This is a genomic window from Streptomyces sp. NPDC104381 (assembly GCF_055583745.1).
In genome coordinates this window covers 792946-815268 of sequence record NZ_JBVJNK010000003.1, presented here as the reverse complement: position 1 = coordinate 815268, position 22323 = coordinate 792946, and the positions used below count along the sequence as shown (strand labels likewise).

Genomic DNA, 22323 nt, shown 5'->3' with positions numbered 1-22323 from the left:
TGCTCCTTCTCAGTGGGGGGTGTCGGTCGGGCGCCGCAGCACCAGGGCCGCGTTCGAGCCCATGAGTCCTCGGCTCAGCACGAGGGCGGTCCGCAGTTCCGCGGGGCGCGCGCGCCCGGTGACCACGTCCAGGTCGTGGCACACCTCGAAGACGTTGGGCGTCGGCGGGACCAGGCCGTGTTCCATGGCGAGCACCGCCGCGGAGGTGTCGAGCACGGGTGCGCCGCAGTAGGCGCGGCCGGTGCCCGTCTTGGGCGCGGTCACCGGCACCCGGCGTCCGTGGGCGCCCAGGGCGTCGGCGATCGCCAGTGCCTCGGCCCGGTCGGCCGCGGGCACGCCCAGCGCGTCGGCGAACACGACGTCGATCTCCTCCGGCGCGCAGTCCGCCTCGCGGAGCGCCCCTTCGATCGCCCGGGCAAGCCCCGCGCGGGACTCCTCCCAGCGGGCCGCTCCGGTGAAGGTGGCGGCGTGGCCGGCCAGCTCGGCCCGGACCTTGGCTCCGCGTTCGCGGGCCGCCGTCTCCTCCTCGACCACCAGCATGGCACCGCCCTCGGCCGGCACGAACCCGCAGGCGTCCGCGGTGAACGGCCGGTAGGCGCGGGTCGGTTCGTCGGCGAGGCTGAGATCGTCGTAGCCGAGCTGGCAGACCACCGAGTACGGCGCGAGGGGCGCCTCGGCCGCACCGACGACGACGGCGTCCGTGCCGCGCCGGATGGAGCGTGCGGCATGCATGAGCGCGTCCAGGCCACCGGCCTCGTCGCTGGCGACGACGGCGCACGGTCCCTTGAAGCCGCCCCGGATCGAGATCTGACCGGTGCTGGCCGCGTAGAACCAGGCGATGGACTGGTACGGACCGACGAACCGGGAGCCCTCGCCCCACAGCCGCTGCAGCTCGCGCTGGCCGAACTCACCGCCGCCGGACCCGGCGGCGGTGACGACGCCCACCTTGAACGGCGCGCCCTCGTAGTCCGCGCGGCCGAGCCGGGCGTCGTCCAGGGCGAGGTCGGCGGCTGCCATCGCGTAGTGCGTGAAGCGGTCGGTCTGGACGAGGAAGCGCTCCTCGATGAACGCGACCGGGTCAAAGTCCCTGACCTCGCCCGCGACGCGCAGCGGGAGGTTCTCGCAGCCCTCGCGGGACACGCGGTCGAGGACGCTGACCCCTTCCTGGGTCTGCTTCCAGAAGGCGCCGGCGCCGGTCCCGTTGGGGGCGACGACACCGATCCCCGTGATGACGGAACTGCGGTGTGCCGGAGTTGCCGGGGCGTTCATGGGGTCCTCCCGCCTGATCTGGTCATGGCGACGGCGGACTGGAATCCGCCGAAGCCGCTGCCGACCGAGAGCACACTGCGCAGCTTGAGGGGCCGTGCGGTGCGGGGTACGTAGTCGAGGTCGCACTCGGGGTCCGCGGTCTCGTAGTTGGCCGTCGGCGGCACCGTCTGGTGCTTGAGGGCCAGGACGCAGGCGGCGATCTCGATGGCGCCGATGGCGCCGAGGGAGTGCCCCACCATCGACTTGATCGAGCTCATCGGCACCTTGTACGCGTGTGCGCCCAGGGCCTTCTTCACCGCTGCCGTCTCGTGCCGGTCGTTCTGCTTGGTGCCCGAGCCGTGCGCGTTGACGTAGTCGACCTGCGATCCGTCGAGCCGGGCATGCGCGAGGGCGGTGTTGATGGCCTCGGCCATCTCCAGTCCTTCGGTGGTCAGCCCGGTCATGTGGTAGGCGTTGCCGAACGTGGCGTAGCCCGATATCTCGCAGTAGACGGTCGCGCCGCGGGCGCGGGCGTGCTCCAGCTCCTCGAGGATGAGGACGGCGCCGCCCTCGCCCATGACGAAGCCGTCCCGGCGGGCGTCGAACGGCCTGGAGGCGTGCTCCGGGTCGTCGTTGTTCGCCGAGGTCGCCTTGATCGCGTCGAAGCAGGCCACCGTGATGGGGGTGATCGGCGTGTCGGACGCGCCGGCGACGCAGATGTCGACGCGGCCCTCCTCGACGGAGTGGAAGGCGTAGCCGATCGCGTCGAGGCCGGAGGTGCAGCCGGTCGAGACCGTCTGCACCGGGCCGTGCGCGCCGACCTCCTCGGCGACCGCGGAGGCGAGGGTGCTCGGCGCGAACGCCCGCTCGAGATGGGCGCCCGCCGGCCGGTGGTCGACGTCCCAGCGCGCCCCGCTGCCGCTGACGGCGACGTAGTCGTGCTCCAGGCGCGTGGTGCCGCCGACCGCGGTTCCGAGGGAGACCCCGATGCGCCAGGGGTCCTCCTTCTCGAGGTCGAGCCCGGCGTCACCGAGGGCCTCCCTCGCCGCCACCAGCGCGAACTGGATGTAGCGGTCGGAGCGGGCGATCAGGTCGGCGTCCAGGCCGTGCGCGACGGGATCGAAGTCGCACTCGGCGGCGATCCGCGAGCGGAACTCCGCCGGGTCGAACAGGGTGATGCCCCGTGTCGCCGTACGGCCGTTGGCGAGCAGGTCCCAGAAAGCCGGGGCGCCGATGCCGCCGGGTGCGACGACGCCGACCCCGGTGACAGCCACGCGCCGGGTCATGAGGCCGCCCCCGTTCGTTCTGGCGGGGCGTAGCCGTCACTGGAGTCCGCGTTCTCCGTGACCTCGGTGTCCACGTGCCCGAGCTCGGGGCGGGGGGCCAGCGGGCCGAGGTGGAAGACCATGCGCGCCTCCACGTCACCCACGTTGCGGAAGCGGTGACGGACGTGCGGCGGGATCAGCAGGCCCTGGTCGGGCCGCATCGGGTGCGACTCACCGTCCAGGTCCACTTCGAGGAGCCCGTCCACGACGTACACGAACTCCTCGGAGTACGGGTGGTAGTGCTCGCCGATCCGGTCGCCGGGGGCGACGATGGCCAGCCCCATGAAGCCGCTGGTGGCGCCCACCGCCGTGGGGGTGAGCATGGCGCGCAGGTCGCCTCCGCGCCTGCGGTTGGGCTGAGTCTCGCTGAGGTCCACGATGCGAGGCCGGTGGGTGGTCATGGCTGTTCTCCTCCAGGCACGTTGTGCGGTGGGACGGCAACACGGGTCGGCCCCGCTGCCGTTGACGCATCAGGACTCGGCGGCCCGACGGTCGGTGATCAGGTCCATCTCGGCCTGCGCGAGGAAGCGCGCGGCCTCCTGGTCGGTCGTCGGCAGTCCGTTCGCACCGCCGTCGAGCAGCCGGCCGAGCATGGCCGCCTTGCGGTGGCCACCGATGCCGAGCGCCTGCGTGGGCTGCGCGTCCAGCGGGCCGCTCACTTCGAGGAGCCGTACGACGATGTCGTCGCGCTGGAAGATCGTGCTGCTCTCGATCGGGCTCGACGCCTCGTTCGCCGCTTCCTCGTCCTGGCCGGCGAGCAGCCTGGCCAGCGCCATGCCGCAGCCTTCCTTGGCCTGGTAGAACAGCGAGTGCCGCTGGACGTCCTCGGGGGCGTGGCGTCCGGCCTTCACGTGGTGGACGGTCGGGAGGGCGGCCCTGGTGAAGAACATCCGGGCGGAGTCGGGGTCGCTGAGGTCGCGGTCCTGCTCCAGGTAGGGGTTGATGGCCTCCTCGACGGCCCTGACCTCGGGCTGACGGGAGACGTGGCGGAGCGCGGCCATGAGGTCTCCTTCGACCTCGACCGCTCGCACGACACGGTTCCCGTGCATGAAGAGCGAGGTGCGGCGCAGACGGGTGTTCTCGTCGACGCGGGCCTGCGGGGAGTCGTAGTCGGCGAGAAGCTTCGCGACCATCTCCTCCGTGCCCGGCTTCACCGTGAAGGTGAGTGCGTGCCGCACGACACCGTCGCCCAGCCGCGGGGCGGACTGGAGGCGGCCCTTGGCAGCCGGTTCGGGCGTGCTCTCGAACGCCTTCCCGGTCTCCCGCAGAACACTGAAGCGCAGGGAGCGGGTGTCACGTACGCAGCTGTGCAGCGGCTGCACCGTCGCCACGTGCTCCTCGCTGTTCACCCAGGCGAGGAACGGCGGGGCGCTCTCCCACTCACTGGTGATGAGCCACTGCGAGGGGTTCTCGATGGACTGGCACAGCTGGTCGCTGATGTGTCCGGGGATCGAGGCCACCTGGTTGCGCATGTGCTCGTACGCCTCGAGGAACTGGTTCTGGGCGCCGTCGTGCAGGTCCAGCAGCAGTATGACCCGGAGCCTCGAACCGTCGAAGGCGGACTGAGATATCCGTTCCGAGAGGGTTGTCATCTTTCGCTCTCCTTCGAGACGGTGCGGCGGCCACGTCCCGTGGCCCCTCGTCATCCGTCGGTTTCGGTGGAAGCGGCACAGGTCTCCGCCCGCCGGCGTGTGTGGTCCACCCCCGCAGCGCGAGCAGCGCTCCCGCGACTGATCGTGGAACGCTGGTACGGGCGGCGCGAGATTTATGAACCGTTCAGGTGAGGCGGCGGCCGAAGCCCGGCCGAAGGCGTCCCGCGAGGGCATGGACACTGCATCCGTCATGCGTCCGAGCTGGAGCAACTGATGAACGAGAACGTCGACCTCCGCGTACCGGTCCTCATCGTGGGCGGCTCCCTGGTGGGCCTGTCCACCTCCCTCTTCCTGAGCCGGCTCGGAGTCCGTCACCTGCTGGTGGAGAAACACAGCGCCACCTCGACCCACCCGCGGGGGCGCGGGAACAACGTCCGCACGATGGAGGTGTTCCGGACCGCGGGGGCGGAGCAGCTGATCAGGGATGCCGCGTCCGTCCTGGCCGACAACCACGGCATCCTGCAGGCCGGATCCCTCACCGGCGACGACCAGGAGTGGCTGTTCAAGGAGATCGACCCGGGCGGCGGCATCGCCAGGTTCAGCCCGAGCGGCTGGTGCCTGTGCAGCCAGAACGACCTGGAGCCCGTGCTGGTCGACCATGCCCGGGCGCTGGGCAGCGAGCTGCGGTTCTCCACCGAGCTGCTCAGCTTCGAGCAGGACGCGGACGGGGTCACCGCCGTGATCAAGGACCGGGAGACCGGGGCGCACACCACGGTGCGCGCGGACTATCTCGTCGCGGCCGACGGGCCCCGCAGCCCGATCCGGGAGCAGCTGGGCATCGGCCAGATGGGTCCCGGGGACCTCTTCCACAACGTGAGCATCACGTTCCGCTCCCGCCGTCTCGCCGCCGTGGTGGGTGACCGGCGCTTCATCGTCTGTTATCTGACCACCCCGGACGCCGACGGGGCCCTTCTGCCCGTGGACAACGAGGAGCGGTGGGTGTTCCACGCGCCGTGGCAGCCGGACCGGGGCGAGACGCTGGAGGACTTCACCGACGAGCGGTGCGCGGACCACATCCGCAGGGCGGTCGGAGCCCCTGACCTGGACGTCGAGATCACGGGCAAGGCCCCGTGGCACGCCGCCGAGCGGGTCGCCGAACGGTACGGTGCCGGCCGGGTCTTCCTGGCCGGTGACTCCGCGCACGAGATGTCCCCCACCGGGGCGTTCGGCTCGAACACCGGTATCCAGGACGCGCACAACCTGGCCTGGAAGCTGGCCGCCGTGATCGACGAGGCGGCGGGGCCCGGGCTTCTCGAGACGTACGAGGCGGAGCGGCTTCCGGTGGCGAAGGCCACGAGTGCGCGTGCGTCGGCCCGTTCGGGGGAGCACAGCCACCCGGGGTACGCCGGCTCACCCGGCCCGACCGGCGGGCGCAAGGGCGGCATGCTGACGGTCGCGCTCGGCTACCGCTATGTGCGGGGCGCCGTGCTGGACGTCGACCCCGGTCTCCCGGTGGTGCCGGACGGCATGAACCTGTCGGGCGACCCGGGCACCCGGGCGCCGCACATGTGGCTCGACCGGGACGGAGCCAGGGTCTCGACGCTGGACCTCTACGAGAAGTCGTTCGTCCTGCTGTGCGACGCCCGCCACCCGGAGTGGCGTACGGCGACGGAGCAGGTGGCGAAGCGTCTGTCCGTCCCGCTGGAGGCGTTCGGGATCGGCTCCGCGCCGGACGCCGATCTGCGGTCCGGGGAGGGGGCCGACTGGGCCGCTTCCCACGGCACGTCCGACGAGGGCGCGGTGCTGGTGCGCCCCGACGGATTCGTGGCCTGGCGCTCCGTGGGCTCGGCGGCGGACCCCGAGGCCACGCTGTACGAGGTCATGGTGACCCTGCTCCACCGGGGCTGACGCGCGGAACGCACGGCGGGCGGGCCCCGGCGGGGCCCGTCAGCCGACGCCGAACGCATCGAGGGCGGCGAGGAACGCCTCCGGGTTGTCGGCGTGCACCAGATGGCCCGCGTCCACGGAGACGAAGCGCCCTGCGGGTATCTGCGTCGCCATCCAGGCCAGTTGCTCCTGGTCGACGTGGCTGCGGGACCCTCCGACGACGAGCGCGGGGACGGTGATGTCGCCCAGGCACTCCCGGGCGGCCGGGTCCGGGGCGTTCAGCTGGGCGTCGATGGAGGGGACCACCTGCCAGTCGAAGTCGAGCTCGCCCGCCGGTCGTTCGGCCGGCGGGCGGGGCGGGTCGAGCGGGAGCAGGGTGGGGGCGTCCTCGATGACCAGGGCGCCGAGGAGCGCCGGGTGCCGCTCGGCGAGCAGCAGGGCTGCCGCGCCGCCCATGGAGTGCCCGATCACCGTGGCTCCGGGCAGGTTGCGGGTCTCCAGGAAGGCGTGCAGGTCGTCACGGAAGAATTCGAAGGAGTAGCGGCCCGGCCAGTCGCTGAGGCCGTGGCCCCGGAAGTCGAGCGCGTACACCCGGTGGCGGGCCGCGAGCCGTTCGGCGATACCGGTCCAGTCCAGGCTGCTCCCGCCGCGCCCGTGGGCGAGGACGACCGGCGGGGCCGCGGGGTCGCCCCAGGTGCGGTAGGCGAGCCGGATCCCGCCCGCCTGCACACTGCGGACGCCGGGGTCGAGGAAGGCCTCGACGGTACGGGCGAAGGCTCCGGGGTCGTCCATCCACGGGAAGTGGGCCGCGCCCCGCTGGACGGCGAACTCCGCGTGGGGGAAGACGGCGGCGAGCTCCGCCGCGCGGTCGGGGGTGGGACCGCCGTCGTACTCCCCCGCGAGGACGAGCACGGGCGCCTGCAGCTCGCGGAGTGCGGCGACGACGGCTTCGGTGTCGAGGAGGCCGCTGTCCGGGTAGTAGAGGGCGCCTGCCTCGGCGTTGCGCTGCGCGGGTGATTCGGCGGCGTGTGCCTGGGCCGCGGCGTCCCAGCGCCCGTACATGAACGGCCGGATCCCCTCCCAGGTCCCGGGCGTGGCCCGGCCGGCCTGGATCTCGTCGAGCGCGGCCCTGGCCTCGGCGTACCAGGGTTCGTCGGCGCGCAGCTCGGCGGCGTCGCGCCGGTCCTGGTCGGTGGCGGGGAGGCCCAGGATGCCCGTACCGGGGGTGACGAGGGTGAGGGAGCGCAGCCGCTGGGGGTACTTCGCCGCGTAGAGCGCCGCGAGTTCGCCGGAGGCGGAGTGGCCGAGCAGGTCGGCCTGTTCGAGGCCGAGGTGCGCGCGGAGTGCCTCGACATCGTCGACGAGCCGGTCGATCCGGTACGTCGAGGGGTCGTGCGGGACGGCGGAGTCCCCGGTGCCCCGCAGGTCGAGCAGCACCAGCCGGCGCATCCGGGACAGACCGCCGAGGTCGCCGAAGTAGCGGGCCGCCCGCATGGGGCCGCCGGGCAGACAGATCAGCGGTTCGCCCTCGCCCACCAGGTGGTAGGCGAGCTCGGTTCCGTCGTATGTGCTGAAGATCGGCATACGGTCATCAAAACAGGGCGGGCGGCGCGTCGCGGGTGCGTACGCCAAGAGCGAATCGGGTCAGGGCCGCGTCCCACCAGGGTCCGGGCGCCCGCCGCCCACCGCTTGTATGCGGGCGCGGGGGCGCGCACACGGCGTGTCGGCGCCGGGGGCACCGGGAGCACCGGGGCGCAGGACGCGGCGGCCGGACGGCCGTCCGGCTGCCCTGCGGCTGTGCGGGTGGCCCGGGCGGGGGCATCGGTGTCGGGTGGCCCGGACGGGGCTTCCACCAGGAGTTATCCACAGGCGCACCGCACCCCTTGCCAGAACCCCCCGCCTCCTGAATTACTGCTCCCAGGAGGCGACCGAATGGTCGGTCGCCGGTCGGCGAGGGGATGATCCTTATGACCGCGCTGCTTGACGCCGGCGAGCGGCTCGGCCGCGACGAGCTCGAAGCTCTGCAGCTGGAGCGGCTACGGGCCACGCTGCGGCACGCCTACGAGAACGTCGGTTTCTACCGGGCGGCCTTCGACAAGGCGGGGCTGCACCCCGAGGACTGCCGCACACTCGCCGACCTCTCCCGCTTCCCGTTCACCGTCAAGGCCGACCTGCGCGACAACTACCCCTTCGGGATGTTCGCCGTTCCCGAGGACCGGGTCCGGCGGATCCACGCCTCCAGCGGCACGACCGGCCGGCCCACCGTGGTCGGGTACACCGAGCGGGACCTGGACACGTGGGCGGACGTGGTCGCGCGGTCGATCAGGGCGGCGGGCGGGCGACCGGGCCACAAGGCGCATGTGGCCTACGGGTACGGGCTGTTCACCGGCGGGCTGGGAGCCCATTACGGGGCGGAGCGGCTCGGCTGCACCGTGATTCCGGCGTCCGGTGGGATGACGGCGCGCCAGGTGCAGCTGATCCAGGACTTCCGGCCCGAGATCATCATGATCACGCCCTCGTACATGCTGACCCTTCTGGACGAGTTCGAGCGCCAGGGGGTGGACCCCCGGTCGACGTCGCTGAAGGTGGGGATCTTCGGCGCCGAGCCGTGGACCGAGCAGATGCGCGGCGAGATCGAGGAGCGGTTCGCCATCGACGCGGTCGACATATACGGGCTGTCGGAGGTGATGGGCCCGGGGGTGGCGCAGGAATGCGCGGAGACCAAGGACGGGCTGCACATCTGGGAGGACCACTTCTATCCGGAGGTCGTCGACCCGTTCACCGGTGAGGTCCTCCCGGACGGGGAGGAGGGCGAGCTGGTCTTCACCTCGCTCACCAAGGAAGCCATGCCGGTGATCCGCTACCGGACCCGTGATCTGACGCGGCTGCTGCCGGGCACGGCGCGCGTCTTCCGCAGGATGGAGAAGGTCACCGGGCGCAGTGACGACATGGTGATCCTGCGCGGGGTGAATCTCTTCCCCACGCAGATCGAGGAGATCGTGCTGCGGACACCGGGGGTCGCCCCGCACTTCCAGCTGCGGCTGACGCGGCAGGGACGGATGGACGCGCTGACCGTACGGGCGGAGGCACGGGCCGGTGCCTCCAAGGCCGAGCGCGAAGCGGCCGCCCGTTCCATCGCGGCGGCGGTGAAGGACGGGGTCGGTGTGAGCGTCGAGGTCGAGATCGTCGACCCGGAGACCCTGGAACGGTCGGTCGGCAAGATCAAGCGGATCGTCGATCTGAGGGAGGGCTGAGTGAGCTGAGGAGGCCGAGGGGGGGGCTGAGGAGTCCGAGGGGCAGGCCCGGGGGTGGTCCGAACGGGGACCGAGGGGGCGGGCCGCGGGGGCGGCGGCCTTCGGGTACGGCGAGACTCCTGGGAGTAGTCCTGGAACAGGGCTCAGCGCGTGGCGGTCAGGGCCGCGAAGAGCACGACGTTGTCCTGGTAGCCGGACTTCTTGTCGTAGGCGCCTCCGCAGGTGATCACCCGTAGTTCGGGCCGGGTGGAGGGGCCGTAGACCTTGTCGTCGGGGAAGTGCGCTTTGTCGTAGACCCCGACGGCGTAGACGGTGAACACGGCGGTGCGTCCGTCGGCGCGGACGATGTCGACGGTGGCGCCCTTGCGCACGGACCCCAGGCCGTGGAAGACACCGGGCCCCATGCTCGTGTCGACGTGCCCGGCCGTGACGGCGGTGCCGACAGCTCCGGGCACGGTGCCGCCTGCGTACCAGCCGGCGAGTACGGGGTTGTTGTCGGGCGGGGGGACGAGGGAGCCGGTCGCGTTCAGGGCGAGCTTCATCATGGGCGCGTCCACCTTGATGGCCGGGATCCGCAGCCGGAGCGGCGTCGAGGGCGGCAGCGGCTGCGCGGCAGGTCGTGTGGAGGCTGGGAGGGGCGAGGTGGTGCGGCCAGGTGCGGGGCCGGTGGAGGGCGAGCCCGACGCGCCGGCCGGGGTGTGCTCCTCGCGGCTCGTGGGGGTGGGGCCGGTCCACAGCGGGGCCGGAGGGACCGGCCGGGAGTGCGGTCGGGACAGCGGTGCCGGTGTCGTGGAGGGCCGGCGCAGATAGGAGGGCGGTTCGTGGGCCGGGCGTTCCCCGAACAGGTGGAGGGGCACTCCCGCAAGCCCGGACGCCGTCCCGATGCCGAGGCTCCGAGGAGCGGCGGCGGGCGCGGGGGACGCGGTGGCGGGTGGCACGGGGATGGCTGTTCCGGCGGCCGGCGCGGGGTCGGAGGCAACGGCTGCGCTCCCGGCGGCCGGCGGCTGGGGTGGCCGGTCGTCGCGCGTGCCGCTGATCACCAGCGCTGTGCCCGCGACCAGGGCCCAGACGAGGTGCTTGACCGCCGGGAACGGCGGGGGTGTCGTGCTGGTGGTGCGCCCGGATTCCATCGCGTGTGCCTCGGCTTCCGCGTGTGCCTCTGCTTCGCAGCGGGTGGGGAGGGGCGTCCTCGGGCCCGGACAGGGACGGCGTCCGGGCCGGAGGACGTGCGTCGCGCCTCGTACGACGTGCGCCGCACGTAGTGCGTGGTGTGTCGTACCTCGTGCGTCGCGCCTCGTACGTCGCGCCTCGTACGTCGCGCGTCCTGCACGTGGTGCGTCGTACGCCGCACGAGGCGCGCCGTACGGTCAGGAACCGGCCGCTGCTGCGGTCCTGCGGCGCAGCCGTACCACTCCCCCGGCCGCGGCCGCGGCGAGCAGCACACTGCCTGCGGCGAGCTGCGTGGTCCGGTCGGTGGGGGTGCCGAAGCCCGCGTCGACCCCGCCGGTGGGGGCGCGTTCGACGATCCGGTACGTGTCCGTGATCCTGGTGCGCGGCGGGCACTTCACGGTGACCGTGTCGGTGCCCGGCCGGGTGCCCGGCGGGACGTCGAAGACGCCGACGAGTACCCCTGGCCGGTCGCCCGCGAAGAGGTGGAAGGCCCCGCCCGCCTCGGACGTCCCCTTGCCGTAGGTCTCCTTGCCGCAGGCCCCGGTGCTGACGGTGACCTGTGAGCCCGGCGAGGCCTGCGCCGGGGTGATGCGAATGGTCTGTTCACCGGAGGGCCCGGCCGCCGCTCCCGCGACCGGGGCCGCGAGTGCGAGAGAACCTACGGCCAGACAGATACCCGCACCGATGCGTGTGTTGCGCATGTGGATCCTCCAACGGGAGCAGGGTCCGGCCGTCTGCGCGGCACCTCTGCTGTGCTCCGCTGTCGAGGCAACCGACAGTCCGTCACCCCCGCAACACGACCCGGCCGCCCCCGTCACCCGGCCGGTCCCGGCACCTCTCCGCGTCGGCGCCCGTTTTCGCAGGTCACCTGTTTCCGGCACGGCAGCTGAGGAGGTATCACACCCCGGACGTCGAACGGCGTAAGCAGGCCGCCACCGCTGCGGACGGCGGCGGCCGGATGTTCGCGTCCAGCGCCGGGAGCGAGCTCAGCTCCGCGTCCCCGGCGCCGGGGCGGCGGGCTCCCGAACCACCGCGGTCCCGGATGCGGAGAACCGGTCACGGAGCTCCCGCTTGAGGATCTTGCCGCTGGCGTTGCGCGGGAGTTCGGCGACGAACAGGATCCGCTTCGGCGCCTTGAAGTGGGCGAGTGCGCCGCGGGCGTGCTCGATGAGCTCAGGCTCCGAGACCTCACCGCGGAGCACCACGATCGCCGTGACCGCCTCGATCCAGCGCTCGTCGGGCAGTCCCACCACGGCGGCCTCGGCCACCGCGGGATGCGTGTAGAGAGCATCCTCGACCTGCCGGGAGGCGACGAGCACGCCACCCGAGTTGATGACGTCCTTCACGCGGTCGACGACCGTGAAGTAGCCCTCCGGGTCACGTACGGCGAGGTCGCCGGAGTGGAACCAGCCGTCGCGGAAGGCCTCCGCGGTCTCCTCCGGCTTGTCCCAGTAGCCCTGGCACAGCTGAGGGGAGCGGTAGACGACTTCGCCCGCCGTGCCGTCGGGCAGCTCCTTGCCGTCCTCGTCGACCACCTTCGCCTCGACGAAGAGCACGGGGCGGCCGCAGGAGTCCATCCGTCCCTCGTGCTCGTCGGGCCCGAGGACGGTGGCGAGGGGGCCGATCTCGCTCTGGCCGAAGCAGTTGTAGAACGCCAGCTCCGGCAGCTGCTCGCGCAGACGTTCCAGCACGGGCACGGGCATGATCGACGCGCCGTAGTAGGCCTTGCGCAGGGCCCGGAGGTCGCGGGTGGCGAACTCGGGATGGTTGGCGAGTCCGATCCAGACGGTCGGCGGCGCGAAGAGGCTGTCCGCCCGGCCCGCCTCGACCAGGTCGAAGATCCGGCCGGCGTCCGGTGAGTCGAGGATGGTGTTCTCGGCGCCCACCGCGAGATACGGAAGCAGGAACACGTGCATCTGCGCGGAGTGGTAGAGGGGCAGCGAGTGGACCGGCCGGTCGGTGGCCCGCAGGTCGAGGGCGGTGACGGCACTGACGTACTCGTGGACCAGCGCGCCGTGCGTCATCATCGCGCCCTTGGGCTGGGCGGTCGTGCCGGAGGTGTAGAGCAGCTGGACCAGATCGTCGGCGCCGGGCTCGCGTTCGGGGGTGAAGGGGCGCGGGGTGGCCAGCTCGCCGAGCAGGCAGTCCGGCGCGTCGCGCAGGGGCCGCACCGTGTGGCCCGCCGGGACGCGCGGGGCGAGCTCCGGGTCGGTGAGGACGAGTGCGCTGCCGGACTGGCCGAGGATGTACGACAGGTCCGCGCCGGTGAGGTTCTGGTTGACCGGGACATGGATCAGTCCGGCCCGGGCGCAGGCCAGATAGGCGATCAGGTACGCGTCGGAGTTATGGGCGTAGGAGGCCACGCGGTCGCCGGGGCGCAGTCCGTGTGCGTCCGTCAGCACCGCGGCCGCCGTGCTGACCGCCTCGTCCAGGGCGGCGTAGGTCCACGACCGCTCGGCGTACCGTACGGCGGTGCGCCCGGGGGTGCGCCGTGCGCTGCGGGTCAGGACACCGTCCACTGTGCTGCTGCGTACACCTGTCATGGCGTGATCCTGGGTGGCGGGTCGCCGGGGGTCAAGAGCCGGGAGCGCCCGTGTCGGCCCGGACCGCGCGCCCGGCCGGGGGCGCCGCGCCGCACACCGGAACCCCGCCCGGCGCCTGATGGTTGGTCAGATTCTTTTGTTACGCGAGGGACCCCACGGGCGACGGCGGTGACAGTAACCTCTGCTTCGGCAGGAAGTTTCATCACCGTACGAGATTTCGAAAGTTACTTTCGCGCGGGTGCTTTCGACATGAGGGGAAGGGGTTCCGGATGACCGGAGACGTGTCGGGACGGGGAATGAGCCGTCGGAGGATGGGCGGCGGGATACTGGCCCTGGGCGGTGCGTTCGCCCTCGCTCCGATCCCCTTCGCGGGTGCTGCGGGAGCGGCCGCCGGCGCCGGGCGGGTAGCGCAGCAGCCCGGCACAGCATCGGGAACCGGGACGGGTATGGGATCAGGGCGGGGCGGACCGACCCTCCGCCGCGGGTCGGCCGCACGGGCCGGCCTGCTGCCGGACCAGCTCGGCCTGCTCGTGTCGGACGCGGAGAAGTACCTGGCCGACTCCCCCACGCACCCCTGGTACGCGGGCGCGGTCCTGCTGGCCGGCCGGGGCGGCACCGTGGCCCTGCACCGGCCGATCGGCCATGCCGTGCGCTATGCGGCGTACGACGAGACGACCGACACCGGCGTGGAGTTTCCGCCGGACCAGCAGATCGCGATGGCCGAGGACACGGTCTTCGACCTGGCCTCGGTGTCCAAACTGTTCACCTCGATCCTGGCCGTGCAGCAGATCGAGCGCGGCAAGCTGGAGCTGGAGGCGCCGGTCGCGTCCTACCTCCCCGATTTCGCCGGCGGCGGCAAGCAGGACGTCACGGTCCGTCAGCTGCTGACGCACACCTCCGGGTTCCGGGCGTGGATCCCGCTCTACAAGGAGCCGACCCGCGAAGGGAAGCTGCGCCTGATCTGGGACGAGGTCCCGGCGTCGGCTCCCGGTACGGCGTACCTGTACTCCGACCTCAACCTGATCTCGCTCCAGCTGATCCTGGAGAAGATCACCGGACGCACCGAGGACGCCCTGCTCCGCGACGAGATCACCGCTCCACTCGGGATGCACCGCACCCGGTACAACCCGCCGGCCTCCTGGAAGCCGAAGATCGCGGCCACCGAGGACGCCCGGCTGCCCTGGTCGGGGCTGGAGCGCGGCCTCGTGTGGGGCGAGGTCCACGACGAGAACGCGTACAGCCTCGGCGGGGTCGCCGGCCACGCGGGCGTCTTCTCCTGCGCCTGGGACCTGGCCGTGCTGGCCCGGACCCTGCTCAACGGCGGGAGCTACGGCTCGGCGCGGATCCTGTCCGAGAAGTCCGTGGAGCTGCTGTTCACGGACTTCAACACCGCGTTCCCCGGAGATGAGCACGGCCTGGGCTTCGAGCTCTACCAGCACTGGTACATGGGCGCGATGGCCACGCCCCGCACCGCGGGCCACACGGGGTTCACCGGGACGAGCCTGGTCCTCGACCCGACCACGGACTCGTTCCTGATCGTCCTGGGCAACTCGGTCCATCCCGTACGCACATGGCGCTCGGGCAGCGCTCCGCGGGTCGCGACGGCCAACCGGATGGCGCGCGCGGTGCCCGTCCGCCCCGCCCGGGGCCGCACCGCCTGGTTCTCCGGCATGGCGAGCGCCTCCACCGCGACGCTCACGCTGCCCGCGCTGCGCCCGGCCTCCTCGCGCACGTCACTGAGCTGTGCCCTGTGGTGGGACACCGAGCCGGCCTCGGACGTCCTCCGTCTGGAGGCGTCGTCGGACTCCGGGGCGACATGGGTGCCCGTGCCCTTCACCACCGTACCGACGCGGGGTGGAGGGCAAAGGGAGTCGACGCCCCACCCCGACGGCTCGGTCTCGGGGTGGTCGGGGCGCGTCTGGCACCGACTGGAGGCGGACCTGAAGGCCTGGCGGGGCACCGAGGTGCGGCTCCGCTGGCGGTATGTCACCGACCAGCTGTACGTCGGGCGAGGGGTGTACGTGGACGGCGTCCGGGTCGAGGACGCCGGCCGTACGCTCTTCGACGACAGCAGGCCGCGGGACGCCGGGCGCATCGAGGCGTCGGGGTGGGCCGTTTCCTCCGACTGATCCTCCGGCCGCCCCGCCGGCCGATCCCTCCGACTGATCCCTCCGGCTGACCCCTCCGGCCGGGCGGGTCCGGCTGGTTGGATGGAGGCATGAACGGAACCCAGTCCATAGAGAGCCCGTGGGGCGTGTCGGTGTTCGGGGCGGCGAGCGTGGACGCCGCGCCCGACCTGGCACGCCTCCGCGTCGCGATATCGCAGACGAGGAACAAGCCGGGCGAGGCGTTCGCCGCCACCCGGAGCGGGGTGAACGCGATCCGGGAGGTCCTGCGCGGCCACCAGATACCGGAGGCCGCCGTGTCCACGTCGAGGCTGAACCTGTCGTCGCAGTGGAGCTACGGCAACGAGCGCACGTTCGTCGGTTACGAGTGCACGGCCTCGTTCGTGATCGAACTGCGGGAGCTGGACACCCTGGAGACGGTCCTCATCGACGTGGTGGAGGCCGGGGCCAACGAGGTCCAGGGCGTCGAGTTCGACGTGCGCACGAAGAGGGAGCTGCGCGCCCGCGCCCGTACGGCGGCCGTGGCGGCGGCGAGGGAGAAGGCCGCCCTGTACGCGGAGGCGGCGGGTGCGCAGCTCGGGCCCGTCATCCACATCAAGGACGTGGACGCCGAGCAGGTGCAGAACTACCGCAGCCACAGCAGTAACCGGAGTGGCGGCGGCGAGGGCGATCTGACGCCCGGCAAGGTGACCGTGTCCGCGGGGGTCGTCCTCGGCCTCTCGCTCATCGGCGGCTGACACACCCACCACGGCACGACGACGGGCGCGGGCCTCCCGAGGGAGCCCGCGCCTTCTCATTCCCCGCCTCCTCCCCGCTTCTCCCAGGTCCGTTCCTTCCCCCAGAAGCGGTTCGAAAGTTTCGATGAGTGATGTGAACGCGTTTCGTCGTGACTGAGGCCGACAGACGGAGCCTTCCCCGTTCGAGCACCGAACACATCGACAGTGCGGGGCTATTGGCAGGTCAGGACAACAACGGCCGCCATATGAGCGGCAGTTCACTCGGAAATGTTTCGGAAATGCGACGTTGACGTGACTTCCCGTGAAGCGCATACTCTCCCTCGCTCCCCTTGTTCCACAGCTCTTCCCTCCGTCGGCCGACGCCCCTCCCGCGCGTCCGCCGACGGCCGCACAGCACCTCGAACGGTCCGAATCCCCCTGTCCGGGCGTCCGGTTCGACACGCCCGGCAACCGGAAGAAGAGGCTGGAAACGTGATGGCCCAGATACCCCCCGGCGGATCTTCCGCCCGCCCCCACCTGCCGGCCCGCGGCAGACGGGCCCTGTCCCTCGTCACGGCTGGTGTGCTCGCCGCAGCCGGTGTCGTCGCCCTCGCCGGCAACGCCCAGGCCGTGGGCGCTCTCGGCGATGCCGCGGCCGCGAAGGGCCGCTACTTCGGTACGGCGGTGGCCGCCAACCACCTCGGCGAGGCGGCGTACGCGTCGACGCTGGACGCCCAGTTCGACTCGGTCACCCCCGAGAACGAGATGAAGTGGGACGCCGTCGAGAGCTCCCGCAACTCGTTCAGTTTCTCGGCGGCCGACCAGATCGTCAGCCACGCCCAGGCCAAGGGGATGAAGGTCAGGGGCCACACCCTCGTGTGGCACTCCCAGCTTCCGGGCTGGGTGAGCGGCCTGTCGGCCACCGAGCTCCGTTCCGCCATGAACAACCACATCACCCAGGTGATGACCCACTACAAGGGCAAGATCCACTCGTGGGACGTGGTGAACGAGGCGTACCAGGACGGGAGCAGCGGCGCCCGGCGCAGTTCGCCGTTCCAGGACAAGCTCGGCAACGGCTTCATCGAGGAGGCGTTCCGCACCGCTCGTGCGGTCGATGCCGGCGCCAAGCTCTGCTACAACGACTACAACACCGACGGTCAGAACGCGAAGAGCAACGCGGTCTACGACATGGTGAAGGACTTCAAGCAGCGCGGCGTCCCGATCGACTGCGTGGGCTTCCAGTCGCACTTCAACAGCAACTCGCCCGTCCCCTCCGACTACCAGGCCAATCTGCAGCGCTTCGCCGATCTCGGCGTGGATGTGCAGATCACCGAGCTGGACATCGAGGGCTCGGGTTCGGCACAGGCCGCGAACTACACCAAGGTGGTGAACGCCTGCCTGGCCGTCACCCGGTGCACCGGCCTGACCGTCTGGGGCGTCACGGACAAGTACTCGTGGCGCAGCAGCGGCACCCCGCTGCTCTTCGACGGCGACTACAACAAGAAGCCGGCCTACGACGCGGTGCTGGCGGCGCTCGGCGGGTCCGGCGGTGGCGGTGACGACGGGGGTGGTGACGACGGCGGTACCACCGGCGCCTGCACGGCGACGTACACCCGGACCTCGGCCTGGAACGGCGGGTACAACGGTGAGGTGACCGTCAAGGCCGGCAGTTCGGGCATCACCACCTGGTCGGTTCCGGTGACCGTACCGTCGTCCCAGAAGGTCTCGGCCCTCTGGAACGGTACGCCCACCACGTCCGGCAACGTGATGACGGTCAGGCCCGCCTGGAACGGGACCCTGGCGGCCGGTGCCTCGACGAGCTTCGGGTTCACCGTCACGACGAACGGCGACACCTCGGCCCCCGTCGTCGGGACCTGCACCGCTTCCTGACGTCCCCGCACCCCCTCCGCCCCGCCCGGACCTCCGACCGGGCGGGGCGGAGCACTGCCGGGGCGGTCAGCCGGTGGTGGAGGGGCCGGTTCCGGTGACGGCGAGCGCCGGAGCGGCGGACGGCGCGGGGACGGTGGTCCCGGCCGGGGCATCCGCCCCCCGAGGTGCCGGTGCCGTCGATTCCCGTACCACCAGCCGGGGCCTGATCAGCAGCGAACGCCCGGCGGCGGGGGCGGAGTCGATCCGGGCCCGCAACTGCTGGAACGTCTCCGCGGCCATCTCCGGCAGCGGTTGGCGGACCGTGGTGAGCGGCGGCTCGAAGAGGTCGGCGAGCAGGATGTCGTCGAAGCCCACCACCGAGACGTCCCGTCCCGCGCCGCGCCCGGCGTCCCTGGCTCCGCGGCAGATGCCGATCGCGCACATGTCGTTGATCGCGACGAAGCCGGTGGGCGGGTCGGCGCGGGCGAGGAGCTCCCGGGCGGCGTTCCGGCCCAGCTCCGCAGCGTCCTTGTCGCCGAACTCGGTGGTGTCCGCACCGGGCCAGACGATCGCGCCGGCCGGGTCGATCCCCGCCGCTTCCAGGGCCGAACGGAAGCCCCGCAGCCGCTCGCGCCGGTTCACACTGTGGACGGAGCCTGAGACGAAGGCCAGCTTCCGATGGCCCAGCTCGACCAGATGACGGGTGGCGAGCTCCGCCCCCATCGCGTTGTCCACACTGATGCTGGCCAGGGAGGACGGGTCGCCCGCCTGCGCCGTCCGGTCGAAGGCCACCATCTTGAGTCCTCTGCTCAGCAGAGGCGTCATGTGGTCCAGCGAGGGCAGCGAGGAGCAGAGCACCACCCCGCTCACCCCGTCGGCGAGCAGCTCCTCGCCGTACTTCAGCTCCCGGGCGGGGTCGCGCTCGCTGTTGCAGAGCAGTACGTGGTAGCCCTCGGCCAGCGCGATGGCCTCCAGCTCCCTCGCCAGCGCCCCCCAGAAGGGGTTGGCGACGGACGGCACGATAAGGCCGATGACCTTGATCCGGCCCGTGCGGAGCATGCGGGCCGCCCGGTTGGGACGGTAGTTGAGCTGCTCGATGGCCTGTTCCACGCGAGCCAGGGTGGCCGCCTGCATACGGTCCGTACGCCCGTTGAGGACGTTGGAGACCGTGCTCGCCGAGACCCCTGCGGTCTCCGCGACCTGATGGATCGTTACCCCGCTCATGCCACCTCCGGTTGGGAACGCACTGCCCAGCCTAGTGTACCGATTTACTGAACTCACTCCACCGGTACACCCGTTAACGTCCCTGAAAATTCTTGTGCATCAGCTGTTGACGCCACTCTCAAGGCGTTCCTAGCATCACTGCATCGATTTACCAGTACTTCCCAGCCACCTTGAGGAAGTCAACGCTGGATCGATCCACCGCTCCACCTCACAAGGGGTGTCCCATGGAACTCAACCGACGGTCCGTGCTCGCCGCGATCGGCGCGGGCACCGCCGCCGCCGCTCTCGCAGGCTGTGGCGGCGGCGCGTCGTCCGCCGGCTCGGCCGACGGCCCGGCCGAGGGCGAGATCACGCTGCTCACACCGATCTACGAAGGCGCCGACGGGAAGACACTGCTGGAGAAGAAGATCCTCGGCGGGTTCCGGAAGAAGTATCCGGACGTCAAGGTGAACGTGGACTACACGACGTACGCGCAGCTCAACGAGAAGATCACCACCGGCCTCGCCGGCGGGCTGCTGCCCGACGTGCTGATGATGGGCGTCGGCTGGATCCCGCCGTTCGCGGCGAAGAAGGCGATCGCCGAGCTGCCGGAGACGCTCGCCTCCGCGCACGACTACGAGAAGCGTGTGCTGGAGCCCTCGCGCTACGACGGGAAGCTCTACGCGCTGCCCGTCGTCCTCGACACCCGCATCGTCGTCTACCGCAAGGACCACTTCGCCGAGGCCGGAGTGAGGAGGACGCCGGCGAACTGGTCCGAACTGCGCGCCGTCGCCAAGCAGCTGACCCGGAACGGCCGTATCGGTTTCGACCCGTTCTCCATCGACCTGCGCCAGTGCTGGGAGACGTTCCTCTTCGCCAACGGCGGTGAGCTGTTCAGCGCCGACGGCAAGAAGGTCCTGTTCACCGGCGCCCGCGGGGTCGAGGCCCTTCAGCTCTTCAAGGACCTGGTCAAGGACGGTTCCGCCGACTACGCCAGGAAGACGGACGCCGGTGCCCCGTCCAACGTCCAGACCGGCAAAGCGTCGATGATGATGACGACCAGCGCGCTGTGGGTCCAGGTGAAGGAGCAGAACCCCGACCTCGTCGAGGACGACAAGCTCGGCTCGTTCGTGCTCGCCAACCGCAGGCCCGCGATGCTCCAGGGCGGCACCCTCGTCACCCAGGCGGCGCGATCCAGGCACCCTGCGGCGGCGCGCGCGCTCGTCGAGTACCTCGCCACGCCCGAGTCGATCCTCGGGGCCGCCGAGCAGCGGGGATCGGTGCCCGGTCTGCGCGACCTCGACGACACCGGATACGTCACGGAGAACCAGTTCGTCGATCTCTCCCTGAAGAACCTCCAGCACGCCTTCTCCGAGGGCGGTACCGCGGCCTGGATGGAGATCCGGGAAAAGATCAAGCCGACGCTGGAGCCCGCGATCGTCGGCGACCAGTCCGCGAAGGACGCCATCGCGGAGCTCGGCCGTCTCGCCGAGGCCGCCATCGGCCGGATGTGAGGACGCGTCACCATGGGAGCGACAACCATCATGAAGGCGAGGCCTGCCCGGCCGCCTTCCCCTCCAGCGAACCCGGCGGCACTGCGGACCGGCCGGTTCCCCACGGGCCCGGGACGCCGCCGGCGCCGGGCGGGCATGCTCATGGTGGCGCCCGCGCTGCTGCACGCCTCGCTGTGGATCGGTCTTCCGGTCGTGGTCTCGGTGGCCCTGGCCTTCACGAAGTACGACGTGCTCACCGCGCCGGAGTTCGTGGGCCTGGCCAACTTCCGGGACATGCTGGACGACGCGGTCTTCCGTAAGTCCGTCGTCAACACCCTGCTGTACACCTTCTTCACCGTGCCGTTCGGGATGGCGCTGGGCCTGCTGGTGGCCCTCGCCCTGCACACCGGGCTCAAGGCGCGCGGCATCTTCCGCACCGCCGTGTTCCTGCCGCAGGTCACCGCCACCGTCGCCATCGCGCTGGTCTGGCTGTGGATCTACAACCCGGGCAACGGCCTGCTCAACACGGTGCTGTCGTTCCTCGGGGTCCAGGGCCCGGCCTGGCTGTCCTCGACCACCTGGGCGCTGCCGTCGGTGATCCTGGTCGGCATCTGGCAGGGCATCGGCATGAAGATGCTCATCTACCTCGCCGCGCTCCAGTCCCTGCCGAGGGAGCTGTACGAGGCGGCGTCGGTGGACGGGGCGTCCAGGGTCAGGCAGTTCTTCTCGATCACACTGCCGCTGCTCAAGCCGGCGACGTTCTTCGTGCTCATCACCTCGATGATCAGCGCCTTCCAGTCCTTCGACCAGATCTACATCCTGACCGACGGCGGCCCCGCCAACAGCACCACGATGATGACGTACGAGATCTACAAGTCCGCCTTCAGGGAGTTCCGCGTCGGTTACGCCAGCGCGCAGTCACTGGTGCTCTTCGTGCTGCTGATGGGCTTCACCCTGGTCAACAAGCGGATCATGGGAGGCAGTCGTGGCCACAACTGAGCTGCTGCGAACGGCCCCCGTGCCACGGCGGCGGGCCGTGCCCCTCGGCCGGATCGCGCTCTACGCGACGCTGTCCGTCGTCTCCCTGCTGATGGTGGTGCCGTTCGCCTGGATGGTGCTCACCTCGCTCAGGACGCCGGTGGAGATCGCTTCGCAGGACGCCGGACTGCTGCCGGAGCACTGGGAGTTCGGCAACTACGTCGACGCGCTGAAGGCGGCGCCGTTCGCGACGTACGCCCGGAACAGTTTCATCATCGCGGTCAGCCACACCGTGCTCAACGTCCTGGTGGCGTCGATGGCGGGGTACGCGCTGGCGCGCATCCGGTTCCGCGGCAGCGAGATGATCTTCTATCTCTTCGTCGCGGCCCTGATGATCCCCACGTACACCAAGGTGCTGCCGGAATTCCTGATCGTCCGCTTCATGCCGCTGGCGGGCGGGAACGACCTCCTCGGCCAGGGCGGCAGCGGCTGGCTGGACAGCTGGTGGGCGCTGATCGTCCCGGGAGCCGTCACGCCCTTCGCCGTGTTCCTCTTCCGGCAGTTCTACCTGGACCTGCCGGTCGAGCTGGAGGAGGCGGCCAGGCTCGACGGGCTCGGTGAGTTCCGGATCTACTCGCGGATCATGTCGCCGCAGGTCAAGCCCGCCTTCATCACCGTGGCGCTGCTGACCTTCGAGTCGTCGTGGAACAACTTCCTCTGGCCGCTGCTGGTGACCCATACGGACAGCCTGCGGGTCATCCAGGTGGGACTCTCCGTCTTCAAGACGGAGAACGGCACCCAGTGGCACTTCCTGATGGCGGGCACCACGCTCGCCACCCTGCCCATGGTCGTCCTCTTCCTCATCGGCCAGCGCTACTTCGTGCAGGGCTTCGCGACCGCCGGTCTCAAGTGACCGGCT

17 protein-coding genes are annotated in these 22323 nt (G+C 71.1%); 8 read left to right on the top strand and 9 right to left on the bottom strand.

The genetic code is table 11. The features are described 5' to 3' along the window. Positions 1 to 9 precede the first annotated feature (9 nt). The 4 genes from ACZ607_RS13030 to ACZ607_RS13015 all read right to left on the bottom strand — a co-directional run bounded on the left by ACZ607_RS13030 (position 10) and on the right by ACZ607_RS13015 (position 4165). A complete protein-coding gene (locus ACZ607_RS13030; protein WP_469734712.1) occupies positions 10 to 1269 on the bottom strand; it encodes a ketosynthase chain-length factor in 1260 nt (419 codons plus the stop codon). Then, positions 1266 to 2534 carry a beta-ketoacyl-[acyl-carrier-protein] synthase family protein gene (locus ACZ607_RS13025; protein WP_099171225.1) on the bottom strand — a complete coding sequence of 423 codons (1269 nt, stop codon included), beginning with the start codon at positions 2532 to 2534 and terminating at the stop codon, positions 1266 to 1268. The genes ACZ607_RS13030 and ACZ607_RS13025 overlap by 4 nt, the downstream gene beginning before the upstream one ends. Then, the gene (locus ACZ607_RS13020) at positions 2531 to 2974 is read right to left on the bottom strand and encodes a cupin domain-containing protein (protein ID WP_469734710.1); all 444 of its coding nucleotides are present in this window, start codon (positions 2972 to 2974) and stop codon (positions 2531 to 2533) included. Before ACZ607_RS13020 ends, ACZ607_RS13025 begins: the two co-directional genes overlap by 4 nt. A gap of 69 nt (positions 2975 to 3043) precedes the next feature. Further along, entirely contained in the window at positions 3044 to 4165 is a 1122-nt protein-coding gene (locus ACZ607_RS13015; protein ID WP_469734708.1) for a SchA/CurD-like domain-containing protein, read from the bottom strand. 273 nt (positions 4166 to 4438) lie between these two features. Between ACZ607_RS13015 and ACZ607_RS13010 the strand changes: the two genes are divergently transcribed. Further along, on the top strand, positions 4439 to 6073 hold the full coding sequence (locus ACZ607_RS13010) for an FAD-dependent oxidoreductase (protein WP_469734706.1): 1635 nt from the start codon (positions 4439 to 4441) through the stop codon (positions 6071 to 6073). Between the two features lie 39 nt (positions 6074 to 6112). On the opposite strand, the gene ACZ607_RS13005 is transcribed toward ACZ607_RS13010, so the two are convergent. Further along, positions 6113 to 7636 (bottom strand): alpha/beta fold hydrolase, encoded by a 1524-nt coding sequence (locus ACZ607_RS13005; protein ID WP_469734704.1) that lies wholly within the window; start codon positions 7634 to 7636, stop codon positions 6113 to 6115. A 383-nt stretch (positions 7637 to 8019) separates the two neighbouring features. Between ACZ607_RS13005 and paaK the strand changes: the two genes are divergently transcribed. Further along, entirely contained in the window at positions 8020 to 9306 is a 1287-nt protein-coding gene (gene paaK, locus ACZ607_RS13000; RefSeq protein WP_469734702.1) for a phenylacetate--CoA ligase PaaK, read from the top strand. Between the two features lie 143 nt (positions 9307 to 9449). On the opposite strand, the gene ACZ607_RS12995 is transcribed toward paaK, so the two are convergent. From ACZ607_RS12995 to ACZ607_RS12985, 3 genes are all read right to left on the bottom strand, one after another. Further along, the gene (locus ACZ607_RS12995; protein WP_469734700.1) at positions 9450 to 10436 is read right to left on the bottom strand and encodes a class F sortase; all 987 of its coding nucleotides are present in this window, start codon (positions 10434 to 10436) and stop codon (positions 9450 to 9452) included. Between the two features lie 237 nt (positions 10437 to 10673). Continuing rightward, complete coding sequence (locus ACZ607_RS12990; protein ID WP_469734698.1) at positions 10674 to 11177, bottom strand: sortase; 504 nt, start codon at positions 11175 to 11177, stop codon at positions 10674 to 10676. A 285-nt stretch (positions 11178 to 11462) separates the two neighbouring features. Further along, positions 11463 to 13019, bottom strand: coding sequence for an acyl-CoA synthetase (locus ACZ607_RS12985; RefSeq protein WP_469734696.1), 1557 nt, complete (start codon positions 13017 to 13019; stop codon positions 11463 to 11465). A gap of 269 nt (positions 13020 to 13288) precedes the next feature. Here ACZ607_RS12985 and ACZ607_RS12980 point away from each other — a divergent pair, with 269 nt between their 5' ends. From ACZ607_RS12980 to ACZ607_RS12970, 3 genes are all read left to right on the top strand, one after another. Beyond that, positions 13289 to 15148, top strand: coding sequence for a serine hydrolase domain-containing protein (locus ACZ607_RS12980; protein ID WP_469734694.1), 1860 nt, complete (start codon positions 13289 to 13291; stop codon positions 15146 to 15148). A gap of 89 nt (positions 15149 to 15237) precedes the next feature. After that, on the top strand, positions 15238 to 15882 hold the full coding sequence (locus ACZ607_RS12975) for an SIMPL domain-containing protein (protein ID WP_469734692.1): 645 nt from the start codon (positions 15238 to 15240) through the stop codon (positions 15880 to 15882). A gap of 474 nt (positions 15883 to 16356) precedes the next feature. After that, entirely contained in the window at positions 16357 to 17751 is a 1395-nt protein-coding gene (locus ACZ607_RS12970; protein WP_469734690.1) for a glycoside hydrolase family 10 protein, read from the top strand. Positions 17752 to 17817: 66 nt separating this feature from the next. Here the strand turns inward: ACZ607_RS12970 and ACZ607_RS12965 are convergent, their stop codons facing one another. Continuing rightward, positions 17818 to 18954, bottom strand: a complete 1137-nt coding sequence (locus ACZ607_RS12965) for a LacI family DNA-binding transcriptional regulator (protein WP_469734688.1) — start codon at positions 18952 to 18954, stop codon at positions 17818 to 17820. Between the two features lie 224 nt (positions 18955 to 19178). On the opposite strand from ACZ607_RS12965, the gene ACZ607_RS12960 reads away from it, so the two are divergent. Genes ACZ607_RS12960 through ACZ607_RS12950 form a run of 3 tightly spaced genes read left to right on the top strand, consistent with a single transcriptional unit; the run spans position 19179 to position 22317 of the window. Continuing rightward, positions 19179 to 20447, top strand: coding sequence for an ABC transporter substrate-binding protein (locus ACZ607_RS12960; protein ID WP_469734687.1), 1269 nt, complete (start codon positions 19179 to 19181; stop codon positions 20445 to 20447). Between the two features lie 12 nt (positions 20448 to 20459). Further along, a complete protein-coding gene (locus ACZ607_RS12955) occupies positions 20460 to 21425 on the top strand; it encodes a carbohydrate ABC transporter permease (protein WP_469734685.1) in 966 nt (321 codons plus the stop codon). Continuing rightward, positions 21412 to 22317: a carbohydrate ABC transporter permease gene (locus ACZ607_RS12950; protein WP_469734683.1), complete on the top strand. Its 906-nt coding sequence runs from the start codon at positions 21412 to 21414 to the stop codon at positions 22315 to 22317. The genes ACZ607_RS12955 and ACZ607_RS12950 overlap by 14 nt, the downstream gene beginning before the upstream one ends. Positions 22318 to 22323 lie beyond the last annotated feature (6 nt).

Coding starts and splice junctions, on each gene's coding strand:
- ACZ607_RS12960 (WP_469734687.1), top strand. CDS start 19,179: ATGGAACTCAACCGACGGTCCGTGCTCGCCGCGATCGGCGCGGGCACC.
- paaK (WP_469734702.1), top strand. CDS start 8,020: ATGACCGCGCTGCTTGACGCCGGCGAGCGGCTCGGCCGCGACGAGCTC.
- ACZ607_RS12965 (WP_469734688.1), bottom strand. CDS start 18,954: ATGAGCGGGGTAACGATCCATCAGGTCGCGGAGACCGCAGGGGTCTCG.
- ACZ607_RS12980 (WP_469734694.1), top strand. CDS start 13,289: ATGACCGGAGACGTGTCGGGACGGGGAATGAGCCGTCGGAGGATGGGC.
- ACZ607_RS12990 (WP_469734698.1), bottom strand. CDS start 11,177: ATGCGCAACACACGCATCGGTGCGGGTATCTGTCTGGCCGTAGGTTCT.
- ACZ607_RS13030 (WP_469734712.1), bottom strand. CDS start 1,269: ATGAACGCCCCGGCAACTCCGGCACACCGCAGTTCCGTCATCACGGGG.
- ACZ607_RS13020 (WP_469734710.1), bottom strand. CDS start 2,974: ATGACCACCCACCGGCCTCGCATCGTGGACCTCAGCGAGACTCAGCCC.
- ACZ607_RS12985 (WP_469734696.1), bottom strand. CDS start 13,019: ATGACAGGTGTACGCAGCAGCACAGTGGACGGTGTCCTGACCCGCAGC.
- ACZ607_RS13015 (WP_469734708.1), bottom strand. CDS start 4,165: ATGACAACCCTCTCGGAACGGATATCTCAGTCCGCCTTCGACGGTTCG.
- ACZ607_RS13010 (WP_469734706.1), top strand. CDS start 4,439: ATGAACGAGAACGTCGACCTCCGCGTACCGGTCCTCATCGTGGGCGGC.
- ACZ607_RS12970 (WP_469734690.1), top strand. CDS start 16,357: ATGGCCCAGATACCCCCCGGCGGATCTTCCGCCCGCCCCCACCTGCCG.
- ACZ607_RS12995 (WP_469734700.1), bottom strand. CDS start 10,436: ATGGAATCCGGGCGCACCACCAGCACGACACCCCCGCCGTTCCCGGCG.
- ACZ607_RS13025 (WP_099171225.1), bottom strand. CDS start 2,534: ATGACCCGGCGCGTGGCTGTCACCGGGGTCGGCGTCGTCGCACCCGGC.
- ACZ607_RS12975 (WP_469734692.1), top strand. CDS start 15,238: ATGAACGGAACCCAGTCCATAGAGAGCCCGTGGGGCGTGTCGGTGTTC.
- ACZ607_RS12955 (WP_469734685.1), top strand. CDS start 20,460: ATGGGAGCGACAACCATCATGAAGGCGAGGCCTGCCCGGCCGCCTTCC.
- ACZ607_RS13005 (WP_469734704.1), bottom strand. CDS start 7,636: ATGCCGATCTTCAGCACATACGACGGAACCGAGCTCGCCTACCACCTG.